Below are 21,227 nucleotides of genomic sequence, written 5' to 3' on the forward strand. Positions count from 1 at the left end.
CAGTTTTTAGGTGTCCCTAAATGGATGGGCCGACGGATCAGATCGCCGGCGCGGTGTTTCGGGCGCTGACTCGCCGTGGCCACGCCGAGGTGGAGCGGGCGGCCCTCGACGCCTACGCGGCCGTCGACGAGGCCGAAGCGACGGACCGGGAACGCCTCTCCCGGACGGTGTTCGCGGAGTTGCTGACCGCGCTCGACCGCCACCTCGACAGCGACGAGCAGGTGGACGTGCTCACGGCAGCCGTCGAGGACCTCGTCGAGCAGTTCTCGACGGTCATCGACGCGGCGCCCGTGGCCATCTGTGCCGTCGACGGCGCGGGGCGGATCCAGCTCTGGAACCCCGCCGCCGAGCGCACCTTCGGCCTGGAGCGGTCGGCGGCCCTCGGCCAGTCGTTCGGCGTCACCTGGGCCGACGACACGGACACCGCGGACTTCGACACCTTCCTCGACCGACTCGACGACGGCGAGCGGATCGTCGGCGAGGACGCCCGTCACCGCCGCCCCGACGGCTCGCTCGTCGACACCCGGGTGTGGGCCGCGCCGCTCCACGACGGCGACCCCGGCGCGGCGTTCGTCGTTCTCGACGTGACGGCCCGGCGCGGCCGCCAGCAGCGTCTCGCGGTCCTCAATCGGGTCTTGCGTCACAACGTCCGGAACGACGTGAACGTCGTCCGGGGTCACGTCGACCGGCTGGCGGACCACGTGTCCGACGACGACGAGGCACGGCGGAGCCTGCGGGTCGCCCGCCGGCGACTCGACGCCATCGTCGACCTGAGCGACACGGCCCGGCGGATCGAGCGGGTGGCCGACGCCGACCGGGCGGAGACGGTTCGGATGGACCTGCCCGAGGTGGTGGCCGACCGGGTCGACCGACTGCGGCGGGCGCATCCGGCGTGTGTGGTGCGGACGTCGCTCCCCGACGGCGCCGCCGTTCGCGCCCACGAACTCCTCCCGCAGGCCCTCGACAACGTCCTCGAGAACGCCGTCGAACACGCCGACTCGGCGACGCCTCGCGTAACGGTCGACCTCTCGACCGGCGGCGGGGACCGGGTCACCCTCCGAGTCGCGGACGACGGTCCCGGACTCCCGCCGGTCGAGCGACGCGTCCTCGAAACCGGCGTGGAGACACAACTCACCCACAGCACCGGGCTGGGGCTGTGGCTCACGAACTGGATCGTTCGGGTGTCGAGCGGCCGGATCGACGTCGAGACCGGGGACGAGGGCACGACCGTCGTCCTCGAACTGCCCGCTGCGTGATCACTCCTCGACGACGACGGTCCCCACCATCCCCGCCCGCTCGTGGGGGATGCAGAAGTAGTTGTACCGGCCGGGCACCTCGAAGGTGTGGCGGTAGGTCTGACCGTTCGTGATGGCGCCGTGCATGCCGTCCCACGCCTCGCGGGCGGCCTCCGCGGAGTCGTACCCGCCGGTGGCGAAATACTCCGCCCCCTCGGGGATGCCCTCGTCGTAGGCGGTGACGGAGTGGGCGCGGACGCTGTTGTTGTACCAGACGACCTCCTCGCCCGGCGCGACCGTGATGCGGGCCGGTTCGAACGCCTCCGCGGTCATCCCCACGTCGCCGTCGACGCCCCCGCCGACCGTGCCGAGGGCGGTACACCCGGCTCCGACCGCGGCGAGTCCCGACCCGAGCGTGGCGAGAAGCCGGCGTCTGCGCATATCGGACGGTGGAGGGCGACGAATAAATGTCGACTGGTTCGACGGTCGAAGCCCACCGATATAAAGACGTAAATTCTCGGTGGCAGAGGTTGGGGCTATGCAACCGCGGTTCGTCGGGCGTCTGGGGCTGGCCGACGCGGTGACGGTCGGCAACGCGATGCTCGGCTTCCTGGCCGCGTTCGTCGCGACTGGGAACGCTCCGCTCGCCGCCCGGATCGTCCTCCTGGCGGCCGTCGCGGACGGCCTCGACGGCGTCATCGCCCGCAAGCGCGGGGGAACGCCCGCCGGTCCGTACCTCGATTCGCTCGCAGACGTTGCCTCCTTCGGCGTCGCGCCCGCCATGCTCATCGCGTCGCGGGCGGCCGACGCGTGGACGCTCGCCGACCGGCCGCTCCTCTACGCCCTCGGCCTCCTCCTCCCGGCCGTCTACGTCGCGATGGCGGTGACCCGCCTCGGTCTCTACACCGCCTACGACAGCGACGCCTCGGAGACGAAGGGGGCGCCCTCGACGCTCGCGGCGACGATCCTCTCGGCGGGCGTCCTCGCGGGCTTCGTCGGCCCCGCCCTCTTGGTCGCGCTCTCCGGGCTCCTCGCGGTGCTCATGGTGACACAAATCACGTATCCGGACCTCCACCCGCAGGACGCCCTCGTCATGGGACTCGTGCAGGCCCTCGCCATCCTCCTCCGGGGACGTCCCGGCGAGGTGTTCGCGTTCGCGCTCCTCTTTCTCTCGCTCGCGTACCTCGCGCTCGGTCCGCGGTTCTACTGGACCGGATAGGCGGACCCGCCCCCGTCGGCGCCCGCGTTCGGACGCCGACCGCGGGGATTTTTTCCGTAGTCGTTCGGTAGTCTCCCGTCATGGTCTCTCTTCGGGAGGCGGTGGCGGCGGACGCCGACGAGATGGCCCGCATCCAGTCGGCGTCGCTCCGGCGGAACGCACGGGAACATTACACGGAGGCACAGCTCGCTCACCTGGCACCGGCCGAACCGGACACCGCCGTCCTCGACGCCGAGTTCGCCGGCGAGTCGACCCGTCCGATCGTCGCCGAAGCGGACGGGACGATCGTCGGCTGGGGAAGCGTCCACCTCGACGAGAACGTCCTGGCGGCGACGTTCGTCGATCCCGACTACGCCGGACGGGGGATCGGACGGGCGATCGTTGACGAACTCGAAGCGATCGCCCGCCGGGAGGGCGTAGAGCGGCTTCGCGTTCCCGCGTCGCTGAACGCCGTCGGCTTCTACGAAGCCCTCGGGTTCGAGCGGCGCCGGGAAATCGACGCGAGCGGTCCCGACGCCCCCGAGATTCCGGCCATCGAACTGACGAAGGAGCTGTAGGTGGTCTCCGTGGCCGGTTCGGCGGCGGTCCCAGGAACGGCTTGCCCGAACTCACCGCTCGACGGCCTCACATCCCCATGTCGGCCGCCGCCTCGGGGACCGGCAGGTCCGCGACCCGAACCCCCAGTAGTTCCGCCGCGTGGTCGAGCGCCATGTCGAACCCGTAGTACCGCTCCAGTTCCTCGCCCTCGGGGGCGCGGCGCACCGCCACCATCGCGTACCCCTCGCCGTTCTGGGCGAGGACGGCCCGCCGCCCGTCGCGTTCGAACGTCAGGACGCGCTCGCCGCCCGTCTCGTCGTAGCGGGCGGTGACGTCGTCGTCTTCGGTCATACGCGACCCTGGGACCCCGGCAAGTCGAACCTTTCGACCTGTCTCACCGCAGTTCGTCGGCGATGGTGTTGCGGAGCACCTCGCTGGTTCCCTCGTAGATCTCGTTGAGTTTGGCGTCGCGGTAGAACCGCTCGACCGGGAAGTCCTTCGTGTAGCCGTAGCCGCCGTGGATCTGGATGGCCTCGTTGGCCACCTCGCGGCTCACCTCGCTCGCGTAGAGTTTGGCCTGTGCGGCCTCCTTGACGAACCGCTCGCCGCGCATCTTCCGATCGGCCGCGCGGTGCATCAGCAGGCGCGCCGCCTGGAGCTTCGTGTCCATGTCCGCGAGTTTGTGGCCGATCGCCTGGAAGTCGCCGATGGGCTGGCCGAACTGCTCGCGCTCGTTCGCGTACGCGACGGCCTCGTCGAGCGCCGCCTGCGCGATGCCGACGCCGCGGGCGGCGATGGTGATACGGCCGGCGTTGAGCGTCTTCAGCGCCTGCACGAACCCCTCGCCCTCCTCGCCGATCCGTCGGTCGGCCGGGATCCGGAGGCCGTCGAAGCGGAGTTCCGCCGTCGGGCAGCCCTTGTCGCCGAGTTTGTGTTCGGTGCCCTCGACGTGAAAGCCCTCGTCCTCGTCGGGGCGGACGACGAACGAGGAGATGCCCTTCCGGCCCGCATCCGGGTCGGTCTTCGCGAAGAGGATCACCGTGTCGGCGACCGACCCGTTCGAGATCCAGAGTTTCTCGCCGTCGATCACGTACTCGTCGCCGTCGCGGACGGCGGCGGTCTCCATCGCGGGCACGTCGCTCCCGGCGCCCGCCTCCGAGAGCGCGAAGGCGCCGACGTCGGTCCCCTCGTTCAGCGGCGTCAGGAACCGCGCTTTCGCCTCGGGTGACGCGAAGGCGTCGAGCATCCCGCCGGCGAGGCTGGTGTGGGCCGCGACGACGGTGCCGAGGCCGCCGCTCCCGCGGCTGATCTCCGCGAGACAGGCGGCGTACGCGTGGTAGTCGAGCCCCGCCCCACCGTACTCCTCGTCGAAGGGCATCCCCATGAGGCCGAGGTCGGCCATCTCCGCGACGAGGTCGGCCGGGAACTCGTCGGCCTCGTCGATGTCGTCCGCGACGGGGACGACCTCCTCGTCGACGAAGTCGGCCACCATGTCCCGCATCTGTGACTGCTCGGCGCTGAGGCTGAAATCCATACGGGTCGTACGGGGCGCCGGCGTCTTATATCGTCCGTGTGTCGCGGTCGGACGGCGGAGTCGAATGAGCTAAGTGCGCCCCGACGGAGGGGAGGATATGGCACACGACGTCGCCGCGACGGACAGAGGGGTCGGGTTCGGCGTGCTGTTTTCCATCCTCGCGCTCGTCGGCGCGCTGGCGATGCTCGCCGCGCCCGGACGACTGACCAAGGCCGGCGGCTTCGCTCTCGCCGTCGGCGCAGCCCTGCTGGCGGTCGTGTCGGTGCAGGCCTACGCCTGACCCCGTCGATTCCGGCAGCCCTCGCGGGGGCTTGAAAGAGTTAAGACGCTGAATCCCCTACCGTGAGTGAACGATGACCTCCCTGACCGAAGAGGAACGGCGAATCCTCGCGTACCTCCACGACAGCGTTTCCCGGGGTGAGCGCTACTTCCGCGCGAAGAACATCGCCGACGCAATCGGGCTGACGGCCAAACAGGTCGGCTCCCGGCTCCCGCGTCTGGCCGAGAAGTCCGAGGACGTCGAGATCGAGAAGTGGGGACGCGCCCGGTCGACGACCTGGCGCGTCACGCAGGGGTGACCCCCGGATTTTTTAGCGTCGGACTGAACTCCAGGGTATGACCGTGCGTGTCCGTCGGGCGTTCGAGTTCGAGGCACCGGCCGAACGGGTCTGGAACTTCATCGCCGACCCCGGCAAGCGGGCCGCCGCGATCAGCGTCGTCCGCGACTACGAGGTCGACGGCAACCGCGCCACCTGGGAGATCGACCTCGACCTGCCGCTCGTCGACCGCACCGCGACGGTCGAGACCGAGGACGTTGAGCGTGACGAACCCCGGTACGTGAAGTTCGTCGGCCGGTCGAGCGTCATGCGGGTCACCGGCGAACACCGCATCGAGGAGACGGCGGCGGGCGTGCGTCTCCACAACGAGTTCGTCGTCGACGGCCGCCTCCCGGGCGTCGAGCGCTTCTTCAAGAGTCGTCTCGACGCGGAACTCGACAACCTCGAAGCCGCCCTCCGGCGGGACCTGGAACTGCCCGCATGAAACTCGCGCTCGCCCAACTCGACCAGACGGCGGGCGACGTCGACGAGAACGTCGACCGGGCGGAACGGGCTGTCGCCGACGCCGCCGACCGCGGCGCCGACCTCGTCGTCCTCCCGGAACTGTTCACCGTCGGCTTCTTCGCCTTCGACGCCTACGCACGGACGGCGGAGGGGATCGACGGCCCGACGTTCTCCCGTCTCGCCGACCTCGCGGCCGACCACGGCGTCGGCTTGCTGGCGGGGAGTCACGTCGAGGACCTCGCGGAGAGCGCCGCCGCCGGGGCCGACACCCCCGCGAGCGAGGGCCTCGCCAACACCGCCGTCTTCTACGACCGCGACGGTGACCGTCGCGCCGTCTACCGCAAACACCACCTCTTCGGCTACGAGTCCGCCGAGGCTCGACTGCTCACGCCGGGCGAGACGCTCGCGACCGTCGAGTTCGAGGGGTTCACCGTCGGCGTGTCCGTCTGTTACGACCTCCGGTTCCCGGAGTTCTATCGCCGACTCGCGGACCGCGGGGCGACGCTCGTCTGCGTGCCGAGCGCGTGGCCCTACCCCCGCGTCGAACACTGGCAGACCCTCTCGCGGGCGCGCGCGATCGAGAACCTCACCTACGTCGCGGCCGCGAACGGCGCCGCGACGTTCGAGGACGCCACCCTCCTCGGTCGCTCCACCGTCTACGACCCCTGGGGGACGACGCTCGCGAGTGCCGGCGACGAGTCCACCCTCGTCGTCACGGATCTGGACCCCGACCGGATCGACGCGGTCCGGGAGGAGTTCCCGGCGCTGCGCGACCGGCGCGAGTGAGGTCCGAACCCGCCCCACCGCGGCCGGGCCGGTGCCTTTATCACCGAGAGGGCGTTACCCTGGCCTGCCGAGGTATCGACGCTTTTCTCGTCGAGAATCGGCAACCAAAATCCACCACGTCGTCGCTCGCCTCGGGCCGGAACCCCCTCGCCCGGCAGGGGCGTTCCGGCCCACAACTCCCGCCCCCTCTCGTCCACCCGTTCGATCACGCGGCCCGCTTCTCGATTTCGCCCTTGAGCGCCGCGGCGTCGCAGTCGTGATCCGGGCGGATGTTGACGAAATCGAGGAAGTCGAGCGCGGCCAGCAGCTCCTCCGTCGTGTAGGCCGTCGCGGCGGCGTCGACCGTCGCCGCCGCCCCGATGAGGGGTTCGAGCGCCGCCATCCCACACGCCATGTCGTAGGAGCGGGCGTCGTCCTCGCCGCCGGTCCCGACGTTCGTCGCGTCGATGAAGTAGAGGTCGCCGTCGAGGATGAGGACGTTCTCCGCCCGGAGGTCGCCGTGGGCGAGCCCGTGGTCGTGCAGCCGCCGAAGGGCGGCGAACAGCTCGGGTGCGAGCTCCAGTTCCGCCTCGCGGTCGAGTTCGTCGAGCGGTCGGAACTCGGGGAGATATTCGAGGACGACCACCCCGAGTCCGTCGATTTCCAGCGCTTCGAGCGGTTCTGGCGCGTTCAGCCCGATGTCGCGCATCCGCTCGGTCGCCTCCAGTTCGTGTTCGGCCATCCCGTACGGCGTGCCGAAGTGCTCGAAGAAGCCCTCGGTGCCCGTCGAGAAGACGCCCAGGTTCCGGCCGGTGGTGATGAGCGCGTGGACCAGCGAGTTCTGTTTGGAGATCACCTTCAGGAAGAGGTCCTCGTCGAGGACGACCGGCGTCGACAGCCAGTTGTCGGCGTCGAGACACCTGACCGACGGATCCTCGCGGCCGTATCGCTCCGCGACCTCCGCGATCACCCGATCGAGTCGGTCGTCGTCGATCCGACCGCGCAGGAACCGCCTGACTTCCATCGACACTCCGTACGCGACCGGGAGGGATATATCATTGGTCGGCCCGGCTACCGCTCCTCCAGCGCCCCCGACAGGGAGCGCGCCGCTCGCTCGCCGTCGGCCCGGGGCGCGGACAGTCGGACCGGGTCGTCGCCGAAGCGCTCGACGACCAGGGCCGGCTGGCGCGTCCGGAGGTACTGGCCGAACAGCCCGAGGCTCGCGGCGACGAGCGCGAGGCCGCCGACCAGCAGCAGCGTCGCGAGGGTCGCCAGCGCGGCCGCCAGCGCGTCCGTCACCGCGAGGACGCTCCCGACGGGGGCCGCGCCCGTCGCCCCCGCCTCCATCGACAGCGTCCCGACGAGGTTCGTCGCCCGGAGGACGCCCCCGCCGCCGACGCCGGCCAGTCCGTAGAGCAGCGCACGGAGCCCCCAGCCGAGGAGTCGCCGGTCGCCCGCGGCGTCGACGCTCACCGACGAGACGTTCGGCCGGTCGACCGCCTCGAACCGGCGGCCGTCGGCCGCGGGGTTGTACGCGAGCACCCGGTGGGTGGTGACGGCCGCCCACCCGGCACCGAGCGGTGCCTCCGCGACGACGTCCTCGCCGGCGTAACAGTGGTGCGTCGCCCCGGCGTCGAGCGGGTCGCCGTCCCCGCGTCCGCCCACCTCGTTCATCGGCCGAGTGCAGGGACGCCCCCGTCCTTACGCTTTCGGCCGATCGGTTCCCCTGCGGCCGGCCGGGGCCGCCGCGACGGCCGATCCGGTGCGACCGAGCAACGATTTTTGGCTGGCCTAAAAACCGGAGCCCTTTTGTGGGTTTAGGCTAGCCTAAAACCCATGCGACAGACGAGAAGACGACTGCTCAGGACGACCGGCGTCGCCCTCGGCGGCGTGGGACTGGCCGGCTGTGGCGGGCAGAGCGGCGACGAGTCCGACCCGACCGCGACGTCGACCGAGACGGCGACGGACACGCCCGAACCGACCGCAACGGAAACGCCGACCGCGGCAGCGGCGGAGGCGTCCGCCGACACGGCGCTCGCGGCCCAGTGGACCGTCATGCGTGCGCGGCTGCACGACGCGGCCGCGCTCGGCCGTGCCGGCGACGCCGCCGCGGCGGCGACGCTCGTCGGCGACGTGTTCGCCCGCTTCGAGGAGGCCGCCGGCGAGTACGGCGCTCACGAGGGCCTGGAGTCGACGGACGCCGAGGCCTACGAGGCCTTCGAGACGGAACTCGGGAACGCGCGTTCGGCCTTCGAGGGCGGATCCGTCGACGAGGGGACGGGCGCCCTGTCCGCCGCGGCGGCCCACCTCCGCTCGGCACAGGAGTCGCGGACGACCGAGTCGGTCGGCGAGGTCTTCACGCTGTACGTCTACGCCTCCCGGGTCCGGAACGTCGACGCGCTGGCCCGGGTGGGCATGACCGACGCGGCGGCGACGGTCGGACAGGCCGTCCTCTCGGACTTCGAGCAGGCGGCGGTCCACGACACCATCGAGTCCGCGAGCGGCGAGGCCTACGAGGCCTTCGAGGGCGGACTGGAGGAGGCCATCTCCGCCGCCCAGTCCGGCGACGCCGAGGCGGTTCACGAGGCGGCGCTCTCCGCCTCGGGGGGCGTCGTCGACGCCGCCTACGAACTCGTCTCCGAACCCATCGCGGGGATCGGTCACCTCTCGCTCATGGGTGCGGTCGGCTTCGACGCCGACGTGGCGGCCGACCTCGGCGGCCCGGGCCTCGACCTCGCGCACGCGGCCGGCCTGAACGGCTACCGGGTCCGCGTCCGCGACGCCGCGTGGCTCTACGACGCGGGTGAGACCGAGGCGGCGCGCGCGGCCGCCCAGTCCATCTTCCAGCACTTCGAGGGCGCCCGCGCCCACGAGGCCCTGGAGGCGGCCAGCGAGTCCGCGTACGAGCGGTTCGAGAACGAGGGGCTCCAGTCGCTCGTCTCGGCGGTCGAGAACGGCGACGACGAGGGCGTCGACGAGGCCGTGACGACGGTCCACGAGGCCCTCACGACGGGCATCACGACGCTCGCCGGCGAGTCCGGTGCCGTCCTCGAATCCGGCTTCTTCCGTGCGCGCCTCGGCGACGCCCACGAACGGTACCGCCAGGGCGAGGGCGAGGTCGCGGCGACCGTCGCGGAGAACCTCTTCGCGCTCTTCGAGGCCGACGAGGCCGGCTTCCACGAGGCCCTGGAGTCGACGAGCGAGGACCTCTATCACACCTTCGAGGAGGACCACCTGGCGGCGCTCCCCGACGCCTTCCGCGAGGGCGACGACGAGGCCGTGCGCACCCACGTCTCCGGCGCGATGGACGCCCTCGTCGAGTTCGAGGCCAGCGCCGGATCGACCCCCGTCGCGGGCGCCGCCGCGGCGACGTACCTGACCGGCCGCGCCTGCGACGCGGGCGTCCTCGCGACGCTCGGCGCGACCGGTCGCGCCGAGACGGTCGCCGGCGACGCCTTCGGCTACTTCGAGGGCGGCGCCAACGGCTTCCACGAGGCCGTCGAGTCGGCGAGCGAGGAGCGCTACGAGGCCTTCGAGGAGGCACTCGGCACCCTTCGATCGGCGACGACCGGCGACGCCGACGCCTACGACGCCGCCACGGCCTTCGCCGACGAGGCGACCGCGGCCGTCTACGCCGTCGTCGAGAGCGGCGGTGGCGGCGGCGGGAGCGTCGCGCCGCTCGTGAGCGCCGTCTTCGCCGGCTTCGAGAACGCCCGCGTCCACGAGGACCTAGAGGAGGGCGATCACGAGGCCTACGAGACCTTCGAGTCGGCGCTCACGGGGTACGTCTCCGCCCTGGAGGAGGGCGGCGACGTCGACGCCGCGGCCGAACGGTTCGCGGGGGCGACCCGAACCGCCTTCTTCGCCGTCGCCGGCGCCGTGAGCGAGGCGCCGGAGATGACCGCCGGCGGTGGCGGCGACGCCGGCGGCGGCTCCGGTGACTTCGAGGGCGGCCCCAACGTCGTCTCCGGCGTCCCCGACGACGCCGATCACGTCGTCGACATGAAGGCCGTCGCCTACGATCCGGCGGAACTCACCGTCTCCGTCGGCGACACCGTGGCGTGGACTCACGCCGGTGGCGAACCCCACAGCGTCACCGCCTACGAGGGGGAGGTCCCCGAGGGCGCGACCTACTGGGCCTCCGGCGGCTTCGACTCCGAGGACGCCGCCCGCTCCGGGTGGGAGGAGGGGCAGGGCTACGTCGCGTCGGGGCAGTCCTACGTCCACACCTTCGAGACGGCCGGCGAACACGCCTACTTCTGCATTCCACACGAGATGGCGGGGATGGAGGGATCGATCACGGTCGAGGAGTGACCGACCCGACGGCCGGCCCTGACCGTCACAACCACTCCCCGCCACCGTGGGCAATCGGTGACTCCCTCCACTTCCTTCGAACCTAGCGACCGCCAGCGGCGCCGCCGTCGGCGTCGAGGGCGGGGTCCGCCGCCGCGGCCGTCCCCGCCGACCGGACCGTCACGTCGCTGCGCGGGTACGGAATCTCGATGTCCGCGTCGGCCAGCGCACCGTAGATGGCGCGGTTGAGTTCGTGACGCGCCCGTGACGCCCGGGTCGGCCCGTTCACCCACGCCAGGAGTTCGTACTCCAGCGCGGAGTCGCCGAAGCGGCGGAGCCGCATCCGCGGCCTGGGTGCGTCGAGAACCAGCGACTCGGCCAGCGCCAACTCGACCACCAGTTCCTCGAAGGCGTCGATGTCGGTGCCGTAGGCGACGCCGATGGGCACCCTGACCCGCCGGCGACGCCCCGGCGCGGACTCGTTGGTGACCCGGGTCGCGTTCAACACGGAGTTCGGCACCGTCACCAGCACCTCGTCCCGGGTGAGCAGCGTCGTCGAGCGGACGCCCACCTTCACGACCGTCCCGGACTCGCCGGAGTCGAGGACGACGAAGTCGCCCAGTTTGTACGTGTCGTCGAAGTAGAGGGCGATCCCGCCGAAGAAGTTGGCGACGGTGTCCTTGGCGGCGAAGCCGACGGCGATGCCGGCGATGCCCGCGCCCGCGAGCAGCGGCGACACGTCGTACTCCCACAGCGAGAGGAGGACGGCGACGGTTCCCACCAGCACCACGAGCGTCCAGACGTTCGAGAGGACGGGCGCGAAGTCGAAGCGGTCGCCGCGGTCCTTCACCGCCTCGACGAGGCGGTTGACGACGCGGTTGAGCGCCCGCGCCCAGACGAGGACGATGATCGACAGCGAGGGGCGGCCGAAAAACAGCGACAGCGTCCGGGCGTCGACGAGCGTGGTCGTCGAGACGGAGTCGACGCGCGTCAGGAGGTACACCCCGGCGAGGGCGACGGTCACGACCAGCGGCACCCGGAGTTCCTCGAAGACGACGTCGTCGAGCGCCGTCTCGGTGCGGCGGGTGAGGCGACGGGCGAGTCGGACGCCCACCAGTTCGAGGAGGAGGGCGCTCCCCAGGGAGACGGCGAGGACGACGGCGGTCGCCTGCCAGGCGGGAAGCGCGTCGAGTCCGGCCACGAATCGGTCGATCACGGTCGAGAGACGCGCCCGGGAGCGATAACGGTATCCCTCGGCCGAAAGGTTCTGGTCGCCCCCGTCCCACGTTCGGGCGTGTACCGACGTGGCCACTGGGGCGTCTCCCTGCTCGTGTTCGCACCGGTCGGCTTGGCGCTCGTCCTCGCCGGGCGCCCCGACCTCGCGGTCGTCGGCGGCGGCGCGATGCTCTGGCTGTCGACCCTCCCCGACGTGGACCACCGCCTCCCGGTCGTCTCGCATCGCGGTCCCACCCACACCCTCGCCTTCGCGGTCCTCGTCGGTGCCGTCGGCGCCGGTGCGGGCGTCGGCCTCGCGTCGGTTCTCGGCGGCGACCGGACGACGTTCGTCGCCTTCGGCTTCGGCATCGGGACCCTCGGCATCCTCGCGCACCTCCTCGCGGACGCCCTGACGCCCGCGGGCGTCCCCCTCCTCTGGCCGCTGTCGAGTCGGGACTACTCCGTCTCCCTCACCCGCGCCGACGACGCCCTCGCCAACTACGTCCTCCTCGCGGTCGGAGTGTGTGCGACGGCGGCCGCGGGCGTCGTCGCCCTGCGGGTGGCGTGAGTTTTTGTCCTCCCCGCCCCAGGCGGGGGGTATGAACGACGACGCGATGACCCGCTTCCCGGTGCCGGACCGTGCGGACCTGCCCGACGACCTGCGCGAACGCATCGACGCCGAGACGGAGCGGGCGGGCTTCACCCCGAACGTCTTCGCGGCGCTCGCGTACGCGCCCGACCAGTTCCGCGCCTTCGTCGACTACCACGACGCCCTCGTCGAGGGGACGAGCCTCGACCGCGAGGAGGTGGAGATGATCGTCGTCGCCGTCTCCGGCGTCAACCACTGTTACTACTGCAACGTCGCCCACGGCGCGCTGGTTCGCCTCTACGCCGACGATCCGACCCTCGCGGACCAGCTCGTCGCCAACTACCGGACCGCGGACGTGAGCGACGAGCGCCTGGTCATGCTCGACGTGGCCGTGAAGCTCACCGAACGGCCGGCCGAGGTGACCGAGGCCGACCTCGACGCCCTCGCCGAGGCGGGCTACTCCGAGCGCGAAATCTGGGACGTCGGCGCCGTGACCGCCTTCTTCAACCTCAGCAACCGGCTGGCGAGTTTCGCCGACATGCGCCCGAACGACGAGTTCCACACGCTCGGCCGGGGGGAGCGGGACGACTGAGCGGCCGGATCCGAACGCGCGTCACGCCACCCCCCACTCGACGGCCGGATTCGTGTCTTTCACGCCGAATCATTGGAATTTCTACCGTTTTTCGGCGCGTGCCGGAAACCTTATGCCTCTGCTTTTCGTCACTCGTAACGCAATGGCGACTGGTACGGTTGCGTTCTTTAACGACACTGGCGGTTACGGGTTCATCGAGACCGAAGATTCCGACGAAGACGTGTTCTTCCACATGGAGGACATCGGCGGCCCGGACCTCGAAGAGGGACAGGAAGTCGAATTCGACATCGAGCAGGCCGACAAGGGCCCGCGGGCGACCAACCTCCAGCGACTGTAAGTCCGGGTCATCCCGACCGCTCGAAACGGCGCTGGATCAGAATTTCCTTTTTAATTCGCCGGTGAGCCACGGCTACAGCCGACCCTCGCGCGCCAGCCGGCGCACCGTCCTGGCACGCTCGCTGATCTCCGCCCGCTCCGACGCCGATTTGCGGTCGACGTGGGCGTACATCAGTCCCATCCGTCCCGTCCCGCGAAGCCGCGTCTCGTTACGGTCGAGGAAGTCCCAGTACAGCGCGTTGAACGGACACGCTCCCGCCCCGGTCGTCGAATCCACGTCGTACGGACAGTCCGCGCAGTGGTCGCTCATCCGGTCGACGTAGTTGCCCGAGGAGGCGTACGGCTTCGAGGTGAACGCGTCCGTCGCGAACGTCCCCATCCCGAGGACGTTCGGCGCCGTCACCCAGTGGTAGGCGTCGACGAACCCGAAGTGGAACCACTCGTTCAGTTCGTGTGGGTCGGCGCCGTAGATCAGCGCGAAGTTCGCGAGCAGCATCAGCCGCTCGATGTGGTGGGCGTAGCCGTGGTCGTGGACGTGCCCCACCGCCTCCGAGAGACACCGCATGTCCGTCTCCGCGTCGTAGTAGAGGGGCGGGAGGTCCCGGGACCGGTCCAGCAGGTCACGCTCGGTCAGGTCGGGCATCGTGCGTCGGTAGGCGTGCCGCAGGAACTCGCGCCACCCGAGCACCTGTCGGACGAACCCCTCGACGCTCTCGATGGGCGCCTCGTCGCGTTCGTAGGCCGCCACCGCGGCGTCGATCACCTCCCGGGGCCCGAGCAACCCCAGATTCAGCGACGACGACAGCAGGGAGTGTGCCAGCGCGCACTCGCCGCCGACCATCGCGTCCTGATACGGCCCGAACTCCGCGAGACGGTGCTCGACGAAGTGATCGAGGGCGTCGAGCGCCTCGGCCCGGGTCACCGGCCACGCGAACCCCGCCAGTTCTCCCCAGGTGTCGAACCGCTCGGCCACCCAGTCGAGGGTCTCGCGGGTCAGGCCGTCCGGCTCGTACCGGGGCACCGGCGGCGGCGACCAGTCCGCCGGCGGCGTCTCCCGGTTCGACTCGTCGTAGTTCCACTCCCCGCCCGCGGGCGTCGAGCCGTCCATCAGCACGTCCTCGCGGCGTCGCAGCCAGCGATAGCAGTCCTCGTGACGGAACCCCTCGCCCTCGTGCCACTCGTCGAACGCCTCGGGCGAACAGAGAAAGCGGTCGTCGTGGACGACCGAGAGGGTGCCACCCCGCGCCGCGACGAGTTCGCGGAGGCGATCGGCGGCGCCGTGGCTCGGCGGGCGCATACACCGCAAGTCGTCGCCCGGGCGCGCCGTGAAATGCTCGTCAAGCGCGTCGCCGAAGGTCTCGGCCCGGCGGTAGTCGACCGCGTATCCCGCCTCGCGGAGCCGGTCGCGGGCGTGACGCATCGCCGCGAACACCAGGCCGAGTTTCTGTGGATGGTAGGGGCGGCGGTCGGCGAAGGCCGCCGCCTCGATCACGAGCACGCGATCCGCGCCGTCGAGGACGTGATGCTCGGGGTGGAGCTGGTCGCCGAGGAGCCAGACGGTCACCGCGACGCTCCCGTGGTCATGGCCGCCCTTGGGACCTGTCCGACAAAACGGTGTGGCCCGGGTCGCTCACGCCGTAGGTTTTTGTCGGCCGCCGCCGAGGGCAGGTACATGGAGTACACCACTCTCGGTGACACCGGGATGGAGGTGTCGCGCCTCTGTCTGGGCTGCATGAGCTTCGGATCGGACGACTGGCGGGACTGGGTCCTCGGGGAGGAGGCGGGAATCGAACTCGTCGACCGCGCGATCGAACTCGGGATCAACTTCTTCGACACCGCCAACATGTACTCGAAGGGCGAGTCCGAGCGCATCCTCGGGAAGGCACTGGAGGGGCGACGCGAGGAGCAGGTCGTCGCCACCAAGTGCTACTTCCAGATGGACGAGGACGACCCCAACTCCGGTGGCCTGTCGCGGAAGGCCGTCGAACAGGAACTGTCGAACTCGCTGGACCGGCTGGGGATGGACACGATCGACCTCTACCAGATCCACCGGTGGGACTACGACACGCCCATCGAGACGACGCTCCGCGCCCTCGACGACGCGGTGCGTCGCGGACAGGTGCGGTACATCGGCGGGAGTTCCATGTGGGCCCACCAGTTCGCGGACGCCCTCCACACGAGCGACCGTCTGGGGCTCGACCGCTTCGTCACCATGCAGAACCACTACAACCTCGTCTACCGCGAGGAGGAACGCGAGATGCTGCCGTTCTGCGAGCGGGAGGGAATCGGCGTCATGCCGTGGTCACCGATGGCCCGCGGCTACCTCACCCGGCCGGCCGAGGACGTCGACGCGACCGCTCGCGGCGAGGCCGAGGAGAACCTGTACGAACACCCCTACCGCGAGGGGGGCGGTCGGGAGATCAACGAACGCGTCCAGCAACTCGCCGAGGAGCGGGGCGTGAAGATGGCACAGATCGCCCTCTCGTGGGTGCTGCACAAGGACGTCGTGGACGCACCCATCGTCGGCACCACCTCCGTCGAGCACCTGGAGGACGCCGTCGAGGCCCTGGAGATCGATCTGAGCGACAGCGACATCGAGTACCTGGAGGAGCCGTACGAACCCGTCCCCGTCTCCGGGCACGACTAGAGGAGGCCGCCGCCCGTCCGAACCGTCCGGAGGTCCTCGATGTACCGCCCCTCGCGGCCCTCCTGTCCGCGGTAGGCGCGCTCGACGTAGCCGTCGCCGTTCACCAGGAGGACGAGGCCGATGTGGGTGAACATGTACTTCCCCCCGTCCTCGGGATCGGTTCGGCGGAAGACGAAGCCGAACTCGTCCTCGAGGACCGCCGCCGCCCGCTCGCGGCCCGACGGGCGGAGGAAACTCCAGTTGCCGGCGTCGAGGGCGACGTTCATGTCCTCGGCGTAGGCTCGCAGGGTCTCGGCGGTGTCGCGTTGCGGGTCGAAGGTGATGGGGAGAAAGCGCACCTCGTCGGCGTAGTCGTTTCGGACGCTGTGGATCTGGACCTCGCGGAGCGCGGAGACCAGGCGGGGGCAGACGCTCATGCAGTTGGTGTAGAAGAAGCTCACGAACGCCGGGTCCTCGACCTCGCGGAGGGCGACCGACTCCCCGGAGAGCGGGTCGGGGAGGGTGACGTCCGGGACCCGCTCCCCCCACGCCGGATAGGCCAGCGCCTCGCTCGTCACGCCGCCCTTCCGGTCGGGTTTCCCGAGCGTCGTGTTCGGGTTGCCGCCGACACAGCCAGCGGTCGCTCCGAGCCCCGCCAGTCCGAGCCCCCGGAGATACGTGCGTCGGTCCATACCGTACCGCGGGGGCTGTACGGTGAAAACGCGTGTGGTCCGTCCGTCTAGAGGACCCCGAGGTAGCGAAGCGAGGCGACGACCTGTGCGACGCCGGCCAGGATCATGACGACGGCGGCGAGGCGGTTGACGGCGCCGACCCGGTCGCTCCACGCGCGGACGGCGTCGCTCCCCACCGCCGACAGCAGCGTCACGCCCGTCAGCGGCAGGGCGGTGGCGGCGGCGTAGCCGCCGAGGACGACGGCCGCCCGCGTGGGCGGGAGCGTCAGCGACTGGGTGACGACGCCGAGCAACACGGGCACGACACAGCCGGCGGCCGCGAGGGCGTACCCGCCGCCGAAGACGGCACACCCGAGAACCGAGGTCCGGCGGGCCGGCAGCCGGAGGTGGAGCGTCGGCGCCCGGCCGGTCACCAGCAGGACACCGAGGCCGACCAGCGCCAGGCCGACCAGCGGTTCGAGCAGGGGGAGGTGACGCGCCAGTCGCCCGCCGACCGAGAGGAGGAGGGCACCGAGGGCCGCGAGGACGACGACGGCGCCGGCGGAGGCGGCGACGCCCCGGGCGGCCGCCCCCCCGATCCCGGTTTCGTCGCTCCGGATGGCGTACCCGACGTACCCGGGCAGGAGCGGGTAGGCACAGGGGGCGAAGAAGGTGGCCAGGCCGGCGCCGACGGCGAAGGTGAGCGTGCCGAGGAAGCCGGCGTCGGTCGTCACAGTGTCGACGCGACTTCGCGGTCGAGCGTCTCGACGGACGCGACGCCGCCGTGCGTCCAGACCACCGATCCCGTCGCGTCGGTCACGGCCAGGTAGGGGAGACCGCTCGCCCCGAGCGCCGCCAGCAGGTCGCCCTCGGGGTCGTGGCCGAGCGACCAGTCGCCGTCGTTCTCGCGCCACCACGCCCGCAGGTCCTCGCGGGTGAGGCCGCCACCGAGCCGTTCGTTGGTGACCGAGACGAAGGCGGCGCGGTCGGCGTAGCGGTCGTGGACGGTCCCGAGCGCGGCCATCTGCTCGACGCAGGGGCCACACCAGGTCGCGAAGCAGTCGATCACGGTCGGCCTCCCGGGGGCGGGCACCTGCCGGGTGCCGGCGGTCGATCCGGGGGCGTCGAGGGTGGTCACTTCGACCGGCAGGCTCGCGCCCCGGCTCCCGCCCCCGAGACCGGCGACGCCCGTCCCGACGACGCCCGCGCCGACGAGACCGGCCCCCGCGAGTCCGGCCAGCAGGTGTCGGCGGCCCAGCGTCCGGCCGTTGCCGTCGTCGCTCATCGTCCCGGCCTTCGCCCCCGACGAATAAGTGTGCCGTGGTGCGCCCGTCGAAGGGCGTCGCCCGCGTCGTCGAGCGCCCCCGACCCGGTATCAGCGCGCTTTTATGCGCGCCCGCGGAACGTCGTCACATGAGCTTCGAGAAAGACGATTCGGTCGTCCTCCACGACAAACACAGCGAGTACGACGGCGACGTGGGGACGGTCACGCAGGTGATGGAGACGATGTTCGGCGACGCCACGTACACGGTCAGCTTCGAGGACGGACAGGAGACCGGCGTCCCGGAGGACGCCCTCGAACTCGCCGAGTCCGACGACGAGTAACCCGGACGGCCGCCCCGCATGTCGAACGTCCCCTTTCACTACGTCGACCTCCGAACGTTCCGTTACGCCACCGAGGACGAGAAGCGCGTCGAGCAGGCGCTCCGCACCTACCTCCCCGAGGAGCACGACGTCGAGCGACAGGTGACGACGGGCCACCACGGCGACCGGATCGTCGTCCTCTCGGCCCGCCTCGAGAACGCCGACGACGTGCGGTACGTCCTCGACAAACTCGTCGACCTCCCCGAGTACGACGCCTTCCTCGCCGAACTCGACGATCGGGTCTCGGAGGACTGCTCGCTCTATCTCACGCTCGACAAGCAGGCCGCGTTCCGCGGCGCGGTGCGACGGGGCGACGGCATCACCCTCCGCGGGAAGGTCGAAGCCTACCCCGCCAAGCGGGAGTCGGCCGTCGAGAACGCCCGCGAGGCGTTCGAGGCCGCCCGCGACTAGTCCGGCACCGCGACTAGTCCAGCAACTCGATCACGCGTTCGGCGCCGACGAACCCCTCCGAGAGCCGTCGGATCGGGTCGCCGTCCTCGAAGCGAATCAGGGTCGGCACGCTCCCGATTCCGTACTCGTCGATCGGGGCCGGGTCGTCGCGCGGGTTCATCGTCACCACGGGAACGCCCGTGGCGCGGGCGACGATGCCGAGGACCGGGTCCATCGCGGCACAGGCGCCACAGCCTTCGGTGTAGAACTCGACGAGGAGGCGGTCGTGTTCGTCGACGGCGGCGGCGAGTTCGGCGGCCGTCCGGACGCGTGTCACGTCCGTTCCCGTCCCTTGCATACCCGTTCCAGGTGACCGAGGAACCTACGTCGTTCGCTTACGGCCACTTGATGCCACAGCCACGGGACGGCCCGGGGTCGAGGGTCACGTCCTCGCCCGCGAGGACGGCGTCGATGGCCTCGCGGACGTAGCACTCGGTGGCCTCCTCGTCGGGGCCCATGGCGTCGTCGAGGCGGCCGTGGTACGCCAGTCGGTACTCGTCGCCCTCGCGCCGGAAGAGGAACGGGTCGGGCGTGCAGACGGCGCCGTAGGCGCGTGCGGTGTCGGCGGACTCGTCGCGGAGGTACGCGTCGTAGGCGACGGTGCCGTCCGCGACGTACTCCCGCATCTTCTCGAAGGAGTCCTCGGGGTACTCCTCGGCGTCGTTGGGGTTGATGCCGACGACGGTCACGTCCGCCTCGGCCGCGAGGTCGTTCAGCAGGTCGAACTTCGCCTGCGCGTACGGACAGTGGTTGCAGGTGAACACGATCAGCAGGGCGTCGGTGTCGAAGGAGTCGAGCGTGTACGTCCCGCCGTCGACGCCGGGGAGTTCGAAGTCGGGTGCCGGGTCGCCGGGTTCGAGTTCCGAGTCGGATTCCTGGAGTGCCATGGGCGAGGATAACGGCGCGTCGCGCAAATACTCCCCGCCAGCGGCAACCACCGACCGCGACGCCCCTCACTCGACGGAGACGAGGTAGATGCCGAGGACGGCACAGCCGATGCCCGCGACCTTTCGGGGGGTGAGCGACTCGTCGAGGAAGACGATGCCGAGGACGGAACTGAGCACGAGGAACGTCCCGAAGATGGGGACCACCGCGCTGACGGGACCCAGCGAGAGCGCGCGGTAGTACGCGAGGATGCCCACCGCGAGGAAGACGCCCGCGAGGTAGAGATACGGCGCCTTGGGGTGGCCGACGAACGACGACACCGACTGCCCCTCGTAGAGGACGACGCCGACGGTGGCCACGAGGAGGATGCCGTTGGTGACGAGCGCGGCGACGAAACTGTGGATCTTCGGATCGCCCGTCGTCGCGAAGCCCACCAGCGGCGCCACCGCCGAGTACGACAACAGCGCCACGAGCGCCCACTGGAGATAGCCCATGCCGACTACGCCGCGGGGCTGACAGTATAGGGTTTCGATTCCGCCTACGCCGGTGGCCCGTGGGTCGACACGTGGGCCGCCAGCGACGCCGGCGTGGCGGTCCCCTGCCCCGAGACGTAGTGTGACGCACAGGCGTTGCCCGCCGCCACGGCGAGGGGCCAGTCCCAGCCCGCGGCGAGCGACCGCGCCAGTCCGGCGCTGAACCGGTCGCCGGCGCCCGTCTCGGTCAGCGCCCGCGAGACGTCGAGCGTCGGGACCGACACCCGGCCGCCGGTCGTCGCCGCGACGGCGTCTTCCACACCGTGGACGACGACGCCCGCCGCGCCCGCCGCGGTCCGGACGGCGTCGAGGGCCGCCGGGTCGGTCGGCTCCCCGCCCGCCCCGTCGCCGACGGCCTCGGCCAGTCGCGCCGCCTCGGCGTCGTTGACGCTCAACACCAGGTCGTAGGCGTCGCCGAGCGCCGGGAGGGCGGCGAGGAGGTCGCGCGCCCCGGCCGTCGTGAGCGGGCCGGGATCGACACAGCAGACGCCGCCGTCGGGGTCACGGGCGCCGACGTCCCGCATCGCCGCTCCGAGTCCGGGCGTCGACGCCCAGTTGGTACAGCAGAGCGCGTCGCGTTCGAGGAACGCGTCGATCGGTTCCCCGAGGGCCGCCCGGAGGTCCGCGAACGTCCACGCCGCGAGGTCTGCGGACTCCTCGACGAACATCACGTCGTCGGCGTCGAACAGGCAGACCCGAACGCGGGCGGGCGAGCCCATCGAGGCCGTCTCGAAGTCGAAGTCGAAGACGGGGTGATCGAGGTGGCCGACGAGGGTCACGTCGTCGCCGAGGGCGGCCGCCTGTCGCGCCGCGTTGACCGCCTGTCCGCCCGCGTCGGTCGTCACGTGGTCGAGGCCGAAGGAGTCGCGGCCCTCGGAGACGGCGGCGGCGAAGGCCGCCCGCGAGGCGAGCGTCGACTCGCCGTCGCGGAGGCGGTAGTAGTCGTCGACGCTCCCGTCGGGGAAGGCGCCGACGGTCACCGGTTCGAGGCCGGCACGCAGACGGGTCACGAGGTCGGCGTATGGCACTCCCCGCGCTACGG

28 protein-coding genes are annotated in these 21,227 nt (G+C 71.0%); 14 read left to right on the forward strand and 14 right to left on the reverse strand.

Features of this window, described 5'->3' with window-relative positions:
* The first annotated feature begins 20 nt into the window (after positions 1–20).
* Complete coding sequence (locus tag NBT67_RS01780; RefSeq protein WP_251343108.1) at positions 21–1,256, forward strand: ATP-binding protein; 1,236 nt, start codon at positions 21–23, stop codon at positions 1,254–1,256.
* Here NBT67_RS01780 and NBT67_RS01785 read toward each other — a convergent pair whose 3' ends face one another.
* Positions 1,257–1,676, reverse strand: coding sequence for a cupredoxin domain-containing protein (locus tag NBT67_RS01785; protein WP_251343109.1), 420 nt, complete (start codon positions 1,674–1,676; stop codon positions 1,257–1,259).
* A gap of 97 nt (positions 1,677–1,773) precedes the next feature.
* Here NBT67_RS01785 and NBT67_RS01790 point away from each other — a divergent pair, with 97 nt between their 5' ends.
* Both NBT67_RS01790 and NBT67_RS01795 read left to right on the forward strand, forming a co-directional pair.
* On the forward strand, positions 1,774–2,454 hold the full coding sequence (locus NBT67_RS01790) for a protein sorting system archaetidylserine synthase (RefSeq protein ID WP_251343110.1): 681 nt from the start codon (positions 1,774–1,776) through the stop codon (positions 2,452–2,454).
* An 80-nt stretch (positions 2,455–2,534) separates the two neighbouring features.
* Positions 2,535–3,011, forward strand: coding sequence for a GNAT family N-acetyltransferase (locus NBT67_RS01795; RefSeq protein ID WP_251343111.1), 477 nt, complete (start codon positions 2,535–2,537; stop codon positions 3,009–3,011).
* Positions 3,012–3,078: 67 nt separating this feature from the next.
* Here the strand turns inward: NBT67_RS01795 and NBT67_RS01800 are convergent, their stop codons facing one another.
* Positions 3,079–3,342: a DUF7111 family protein gene (locus tag NBT67_RS01800; RefSeq protein WP_251343112.1), complete on the reverse strand. Its 264-nt coding sequence runs from the start codon at positions 3,340–3,342 to the stop codon at positions 3,079–3,081.
* Positions 3,343–3,385: 43 nt separating this feature from the next.
* On the reverse strand, positions 3,386–4,525 hold the full coding sequence (locus tag NBT67_RS01805) for an acyl-CoA dehydrogenase family protein (RefSeq protein WP_251343113.1): 1,140 nt from the start codon (positions 4,523–4,525) through the stop codon (positions 3,386–3,388).
* 97 nt (positions 4,526–4,622) lie between these two features.
* Here NBT67_RS01805 and NBT67_RS01810 point away from each other — a divergent pair, with 97 nt between their 5' ends.
* From NBT67_RS01810 to NBT67_RS01825, 4 genes are all read left to right on the forward strand, one after another.
* Positions 4,623–4,805, forward strand: coding sequence for a DUF7525 family protein (locus NBT67_RS01810; protein ID WP_251343114.1), 183 nt, complete (start codon positions 4,623–4,625; stop codon positions 4,803–4,805).
* Positions 4,806–4,878: 73 nt separating this feature from the next.
* Positions 4,879–5,103: a DUF7123 family protein gene (locus tag NBT67_RS01815; protein WP_114586681.1), complete on the forward strand. Its 225-nt coding sequence runs from the start codon at positions 4,879–4,881 to the stop codon at positions 5,101–5,103.
* Positions 5,104–5,140: 37 nt separating this feature from the next.
* Positions 5,141–5,566 carry an SRPBCC family protein gene (locus tag NBT67_RS01820; protein WP_251343115.1) on the forward strand — a complete coding sequence of 142 codons (426 nt, stop codon included), beginning with the start codon at positions 5,141–5,143 and terminating at the stop codon, positions 5,564–5,566.
* Positions 5,563–6,372 (forward strand): carbon-nitrogen family hydrolase, encoded by an 810-nt coding sequence (locus NBT67_RS01825; RefSeq protein ID WP_251343116.1) that lies wholly within the window; start codon positions 5,563–5,565, stop codon positions 6,370–6,372. The genes NBT67_RS01820 and NBT67_RS01825 overlap by 4 nt, the downstream gene beginning before the upstream one ends.
* 205 nt (positions 6,373–6,577) lie before the next feature.
* On the opposite strand, the gene NBT67_RS01830 is transcribed toward NBT67_RS01825, so the two are convergent.
* Both NBT67_RS01830 and NBT67_RS01835 read right to left on the reverse strand, forming a co-directional pair.
* On the reverse strand, positions 6,578–7,375 hold the full coding sequence (locus NBT67_RS01830) for an RIO1 family regulatory kinase/ATPase domain-containing protein (protein ID WP_251343117.1): 798 nt from the start codon (positions 7,373–7,375) through the stop codon (positions 6,578–6,580).
* A 47-nt stretch (positions 7,376–7,422) separates the two neighbouring features.
* Positions 7,423–8,025: a hypothetical protein gene (locus tag NBT67_RS01835; protein ID WP_251343118.1), complete on the reverse strand. Its 603-nt coding sequence runs from the start codon at positions 8,023–8,025 to the stop codon at positions 7,423–7,425.
* Between the two features lie 162 nt (positions 8,026–8,187).
* On the opposite strand from NBT67_RS01835, the gene NBT67_RS01840 reads away from it, so the two are divergent.
* Positions 8,188–10,665 (forward strand): DUF5059 domain-containing protein, encoded by a 2,478-nt coding sequence (locus tag NBT67_RS01840; protein WP_251343119.1) that lies wholly within the window; start codon positions 8,188–8,190, stop codon positions 10,663–10,665.
* An 82-nt stretch (positions 10,666–10,747) separates the two neighbouring features.
* Here NBT67_RS01840 and NBT67_RS01845 read toward each other — a convergent pair whose 3' ends face one another.
* Positions 10,748–11,860 (reverse strand): mechanosensitive ion channel family protein, encoded by a 1,113-nt coding sequence (locus NBT67_RS01845; protein WP_251343120.1) that lies wholly within the window; start codon positions 11,858–11,860, stop codon positions 10,748–10,750.
* 78 nt (positions 11,861–11,938) lie between these two features.
* Between NBT67_RS01845 and NBT67_RS01850 the strand changes: the two genes are divergently transcribed.
* The 3 genes from NBT67_RS01850 to NBT67_RS01860 all read left to right on the forward strand — a co-directional run bounded on the left by NBT67_RS01850 (position 11,939) and on the right by NBT67_RS01860 (position 13,377).
* Positions 11,939–12,427: a metal-dependent hydrolase gene (locus NBT67_RS01850; protein ID WP_251343121.1), complete on the forward strand. Its 489-nt coding sequence runs from the start codon at positions 11,939–11,941 to the stop codon at positions 12,425–12,427.
* 31 nt (positions 12,428–12,458) lie between these two features.
* Positions 12,459–13,040 carry a peroxidase-related enzyme gene (locus NBT67_RS01855; RefSeq protein WP_251343122.1) on the forward strand — a complete coding sequence of 194 codons (582 nt, stop codon included), beginning with the start codon at positions 12,459–12,461 and terminating at the stop codon, positions 13,038–13,040.
* 142 nt (positions 13,041–13,182) lie between these two features.
* Positions 13,183–13,377: a cold-shock protein gene (locus NBT67_RS01860; protein ID WP_049938024.1), complete on the forward strand. Its 195-nt coding sequence runs from the start codon at positions 13,183–13,185 to the stop codon at positions 13,375–13,377.
* 72 nt (positions 13,378–13,449) lie between these two features.
* Here NBT67_RS01860 and NBT67_RS01865 read toward each other — a convergent pair whose 3' ends face one another.
* Entirely contained in the window at positions 13,450–14,940 is a 1,491-nt protein-coding gene (locus NBT67_RS01865; RefSeq protein WP_251343123.1) for a cryptochrome/photolyase family protein, read from the reverse strand.
* 108 nt (positions 14,941–15,048) lie between these two features.
* Between NBT67_RS01865 and NBT67_RS01870 the strand changes: the two genes are divergently transcribed.
* A complete protein-coding gene (locus tag NBT67_RS01870; RefSeq protein ID WP_251343124.1) occupies positions 15,049–16,023 on the forward strand; it encodes an aldo/keto reductase in 975 nt (324 codons plus the stop codon).
* Here NBT67_RS01870 and NBT67_RS01875 read toward each other — a convergent pair.
* Genes NBT67_RS01875 through NBT67_RS01885 form a run of 3 tightly spaced genes read right to left on the reverse strand, consistent with a single transcriptional unit; the run spans position 16,020 to position 17,931 of the window.
* Complete coding sequence (locus NBT67_RS01875; RefSeq protein ID WP_251343125.1) at positions 16,020–16,694, reverse strand: SCO family protein; 675 nt, start codon at positions 16,692–16,694, stop codon at positions 16,020–16,022. The genes NBT67_RS01870 and NBT67_RS01875 overlap by 4 nt on opposite strands.
* Before the next feature lie 47 nt (positions 16,695–16,741).
* Complete coding sequence (locus NBT67_RS01880) at positions 16,742–17,407, reverse strand: cytochrome c biogenesis protein CcdA (protein WP_251343126.1); 666 nt, start codon at positions 17,405–17,407, stop codon at positions 16,742–16,744.
* On the reverse strand, positions 17,404–17,931 hold the full coding sequence (locus NBT67_RS01885; RefSeq protein ID WP_251344401.1) for a TlpA family protein disulfide reductase: 528 nt from the start codon (positions 17,929–17,931) through the stop codon (positions 17,404–17,406). The genes NBT67_RS01880 and NBT67_RS01885 overlap by 4 nt, the downstream gene beginning before the upstream one ends.
* Before the next feature lie 155 nt (positions 17,932–18,086).
* Here NBT67_RS01885 and NBT67_RS01890 point away from each other — a divergent pair, with 155 nt between their 5' ends.
* Entirely contained in the window at positions 18,087–18,278 is a 192-nt protein-coding gene (locus NBT67_RS01890) for a DUF1918 domain-containing protein (RefSeq protein ID WP_251343127.1), read from the forward strand.
* A gap of 18 nt (positions 18,279–18,296) precedes the next feature.
* Entirely contained in the window at positions 18,297–18,728 is a 432-nt protein-coding gene (locus NBT67_RS01895) for an RNA-binding protein (protein WP_251343128.1), read from the forward strand.
* A gap of 13 nt (positions 18,729–18,741) precedes the next feature.
* Here NBT67_RS01895 and NBT67_RS01900 read toward each other — a convergent pair whose 3' ends face one another.
* From NBT67_RS01900 to NBT67_RS01915, 4 genes are all read right to left on the reverse strand, one after another.
* Positions 18,742–19,065, reverse strand: coding sequence for a thioredoxin family protein (locus NBT67_RS01900; protein WP_251343129.1), 324 nt, complete (start codon positions 19,063–19,065; stop codon positions 18,742–18,744).
* Between the two features lie 37 nt (positions 19,066–19,102).
* On the reverse strand, positions 19,103–19,654 hold the full coding sequence (locus NBT67_RS01905) for a thioredoxin family protein (RefSeq protein ID WP_251343130.1): 552 nt from the start codon (positions 19,652–19,654) through the stop codon (positions 19,103–19,105).
* A gap of 66 nt (positions 19,655–19,720) precedes the next feature.
* Positions 19,721–20,146: an EamA family transporter gene (locus NBT67_RS01910; RefSeq protein WP_251343131.1), complete on the reverse strand. Its 426-nt coding sequence runs from the start codon at positions 20,144–20,146 to the stop codon at positions 19,721–19,723.
* A 44-nt stretch (positions 20,147–20,190) separates the two neighbouring features.
* Complete coding sequence (locus NBT67_RS01915) at positions 20,191–21,213, reverse strand: PfkB family carbohydrate kinase (protein ID WP_251343132.1); 1,023 nt, start codon at positions 21,211–21,213, stop codon at positions 20,191–20,193.
* Positions 21,214–21,227 lie beyond the last annotated feature (14 nt).

This window comes from Haloplanus sp. GDY1 (assembly GCF_023703775.1).
In the GTDB taxonomy this organism is placed as follows: domain Archaea; phylum Halobacteriota; class Halobacteria; order Halobacteriales; family Haloferacaceae; genus Haloplanus; species Haloplanus halophilus.

Excerpts from the sequence above, each read along its gene's own strand:
- NBT67_RS01910 (WP_251343131.1), bottom strand. The coding sequence starts at position 20,146 with ATGGGCTATCTCCAGTGGGCGCTCGTGGCGCTGTTGTCGTACTCGGCG.
- NBT67_RS01830 (WP_251343117.1), bottom strand. The coding sequence starts at position 7,375 with ATGGAAGTCAGGCGGTTCCTGCGCGGTCGGATCGACGACGACCGACTC.
- NBT67_RS01780 (WP_251343108.1), top strand. The coding sequence starts at position 21 with ATGGATGGGCCGACGGATCAGATCGCCGGCGCGGTGTTTCGGGCGCTG.
- NBT67_RS01825 (WP_251343116.1), top strand. The coding sequence starts at position 5,563 with ATGAAACTCGCGCTCGCCCAACTCGACCAGACGGCGGGCGACGTCGAC.
- NBT67_RS01785 (WP_251343109.1), bottom strand. The coding sequence starts at position 1,676 with ATGCGCAGACGCCGGCTTCTCGCCACGCTCGGGTCGGGACTCGCCGCG.
- NBT67_RS01815 (WP_114586681.1), top strand. The coding sequence starts at position 4,879 with ATGACCTCCCTGACCGAAGAGGAACGGCGAATCCTCGCGTACCTCCAC.
- NBT67_RS01805 (WP_251343113.1), bottom strand. The coding sequence starts at position 4,525 with ATGGATTTCAGCCTCAGCGCCGAGCAGTCACAGATGCGGGACATGGTG.
- NBT67_RS01905 (WP_251343130.1), bottom strand. The coding sequence starts at position 19,654 with ATGGCACTCCAGGAATCCGACTCGGAACTCGAACCCGGCGACCCGGCA.
- NBT67_RS01875 (WP_251343125.1), bottom strand. The coding sequence starts at position 16,694 with ATGGACCGACGCACGTATCTCCGGGGGCTCGGACTGGCGGGGCTCGGA.
- NBT67_RS01895 (WP_251343128.1), top strand. The coding sequence starts at position 18,297 with ATGTCGAACGTCCCCTTTCACTACGTCGACCTCCGAACGTTCCGTTAC.
- NBT67_RS01800 (WP_251343112.1), bottom strand. The coding sequence starts at position 3,342 with ATGACCGAAGACGACGACGTCACCGCCCGCTACGACGAGACGGGCGGC.
- NBT67_RS01810 (WP_251343114.1), top strand. The coding sequence starts at position 4,623 with ATGGCACACGACGTCGCCGCGACGGACAGAGGGGTCGGGTTCGGCGTG.
- NBT67_RS01900 (WP_251343129.1), bottom strand. The coding sequence starts at position 19,065 with ATGCAAGGGACGGGAACGGACGTGACACGCGTCCGGACGGCCGCCGAA.
- NBT67_RS01835 (WP_251343118.1), bottom strand. The coding sequence starts at position 8,025 with ATGAACGAGGTGGGCGGACGCGGGGACGGCGACCCGCTCGACGCCGGG.
- NBT67_RS01870 (WP_251343124.1), top strand. The coding sequence starts at position 15,049 with ATGGAGTACACCACTCTCGGTGACACCGGGATGGAGGTGTCGCGCCTC.
- NBT67_RS01855 (WP_251343122.1), top strand. The coding sequence starts at position 12,459 with ATGAACGACGACGCGATGACCCGCTTCCCGGTGCCGGACCGTGCGGAC.
- NBT67_RS01860 (WP_049938024.1), top strand. The coding sequence starts at position 13,183 with ATGGCGACTGGTACGGTTGCGTTCTTTAACGACACTGGCGGTTACGGG.
- NBT67_RS01890 (WP_251343127.1), top strand. The coding sequence starts at position 18,087 with ATGAGCTTCGAGAAAGACGATTCGGTCGTCCTCCACGACAAACACAGC.
- NBT67_RS01820 (WP_251343115.1), top strand. The coding sequence starts at position 5,141 with ATGACCGTGCGTGTCCGTCGGGCGTTCGAGTTCGAGGCACCGGCCGAA.
- NBT67_RS01840 (WP_251343119.1), top strand. The coding sequence starts at position 8,188 with ATGCGACAGACGAGAAGACGACTGCTCAGGACGACCGGCGTCGCCCTC.
- NBT67_RS01790 (WP_251343110.1), top strand. The coding sequence starts at position 1,774 with ATGCAACCGCGGTTCGTCGGGCGTCTGGGGCTGGCCGACGCGGTGACG.
- NBT67_RS01795 (WP_251343111.1), top strand. The coding sequence starts at position 2,535 with ATGGTCTCTCTTCGGGAGGCGGTGGCGGCGGACGCCGACGAGATGGCC.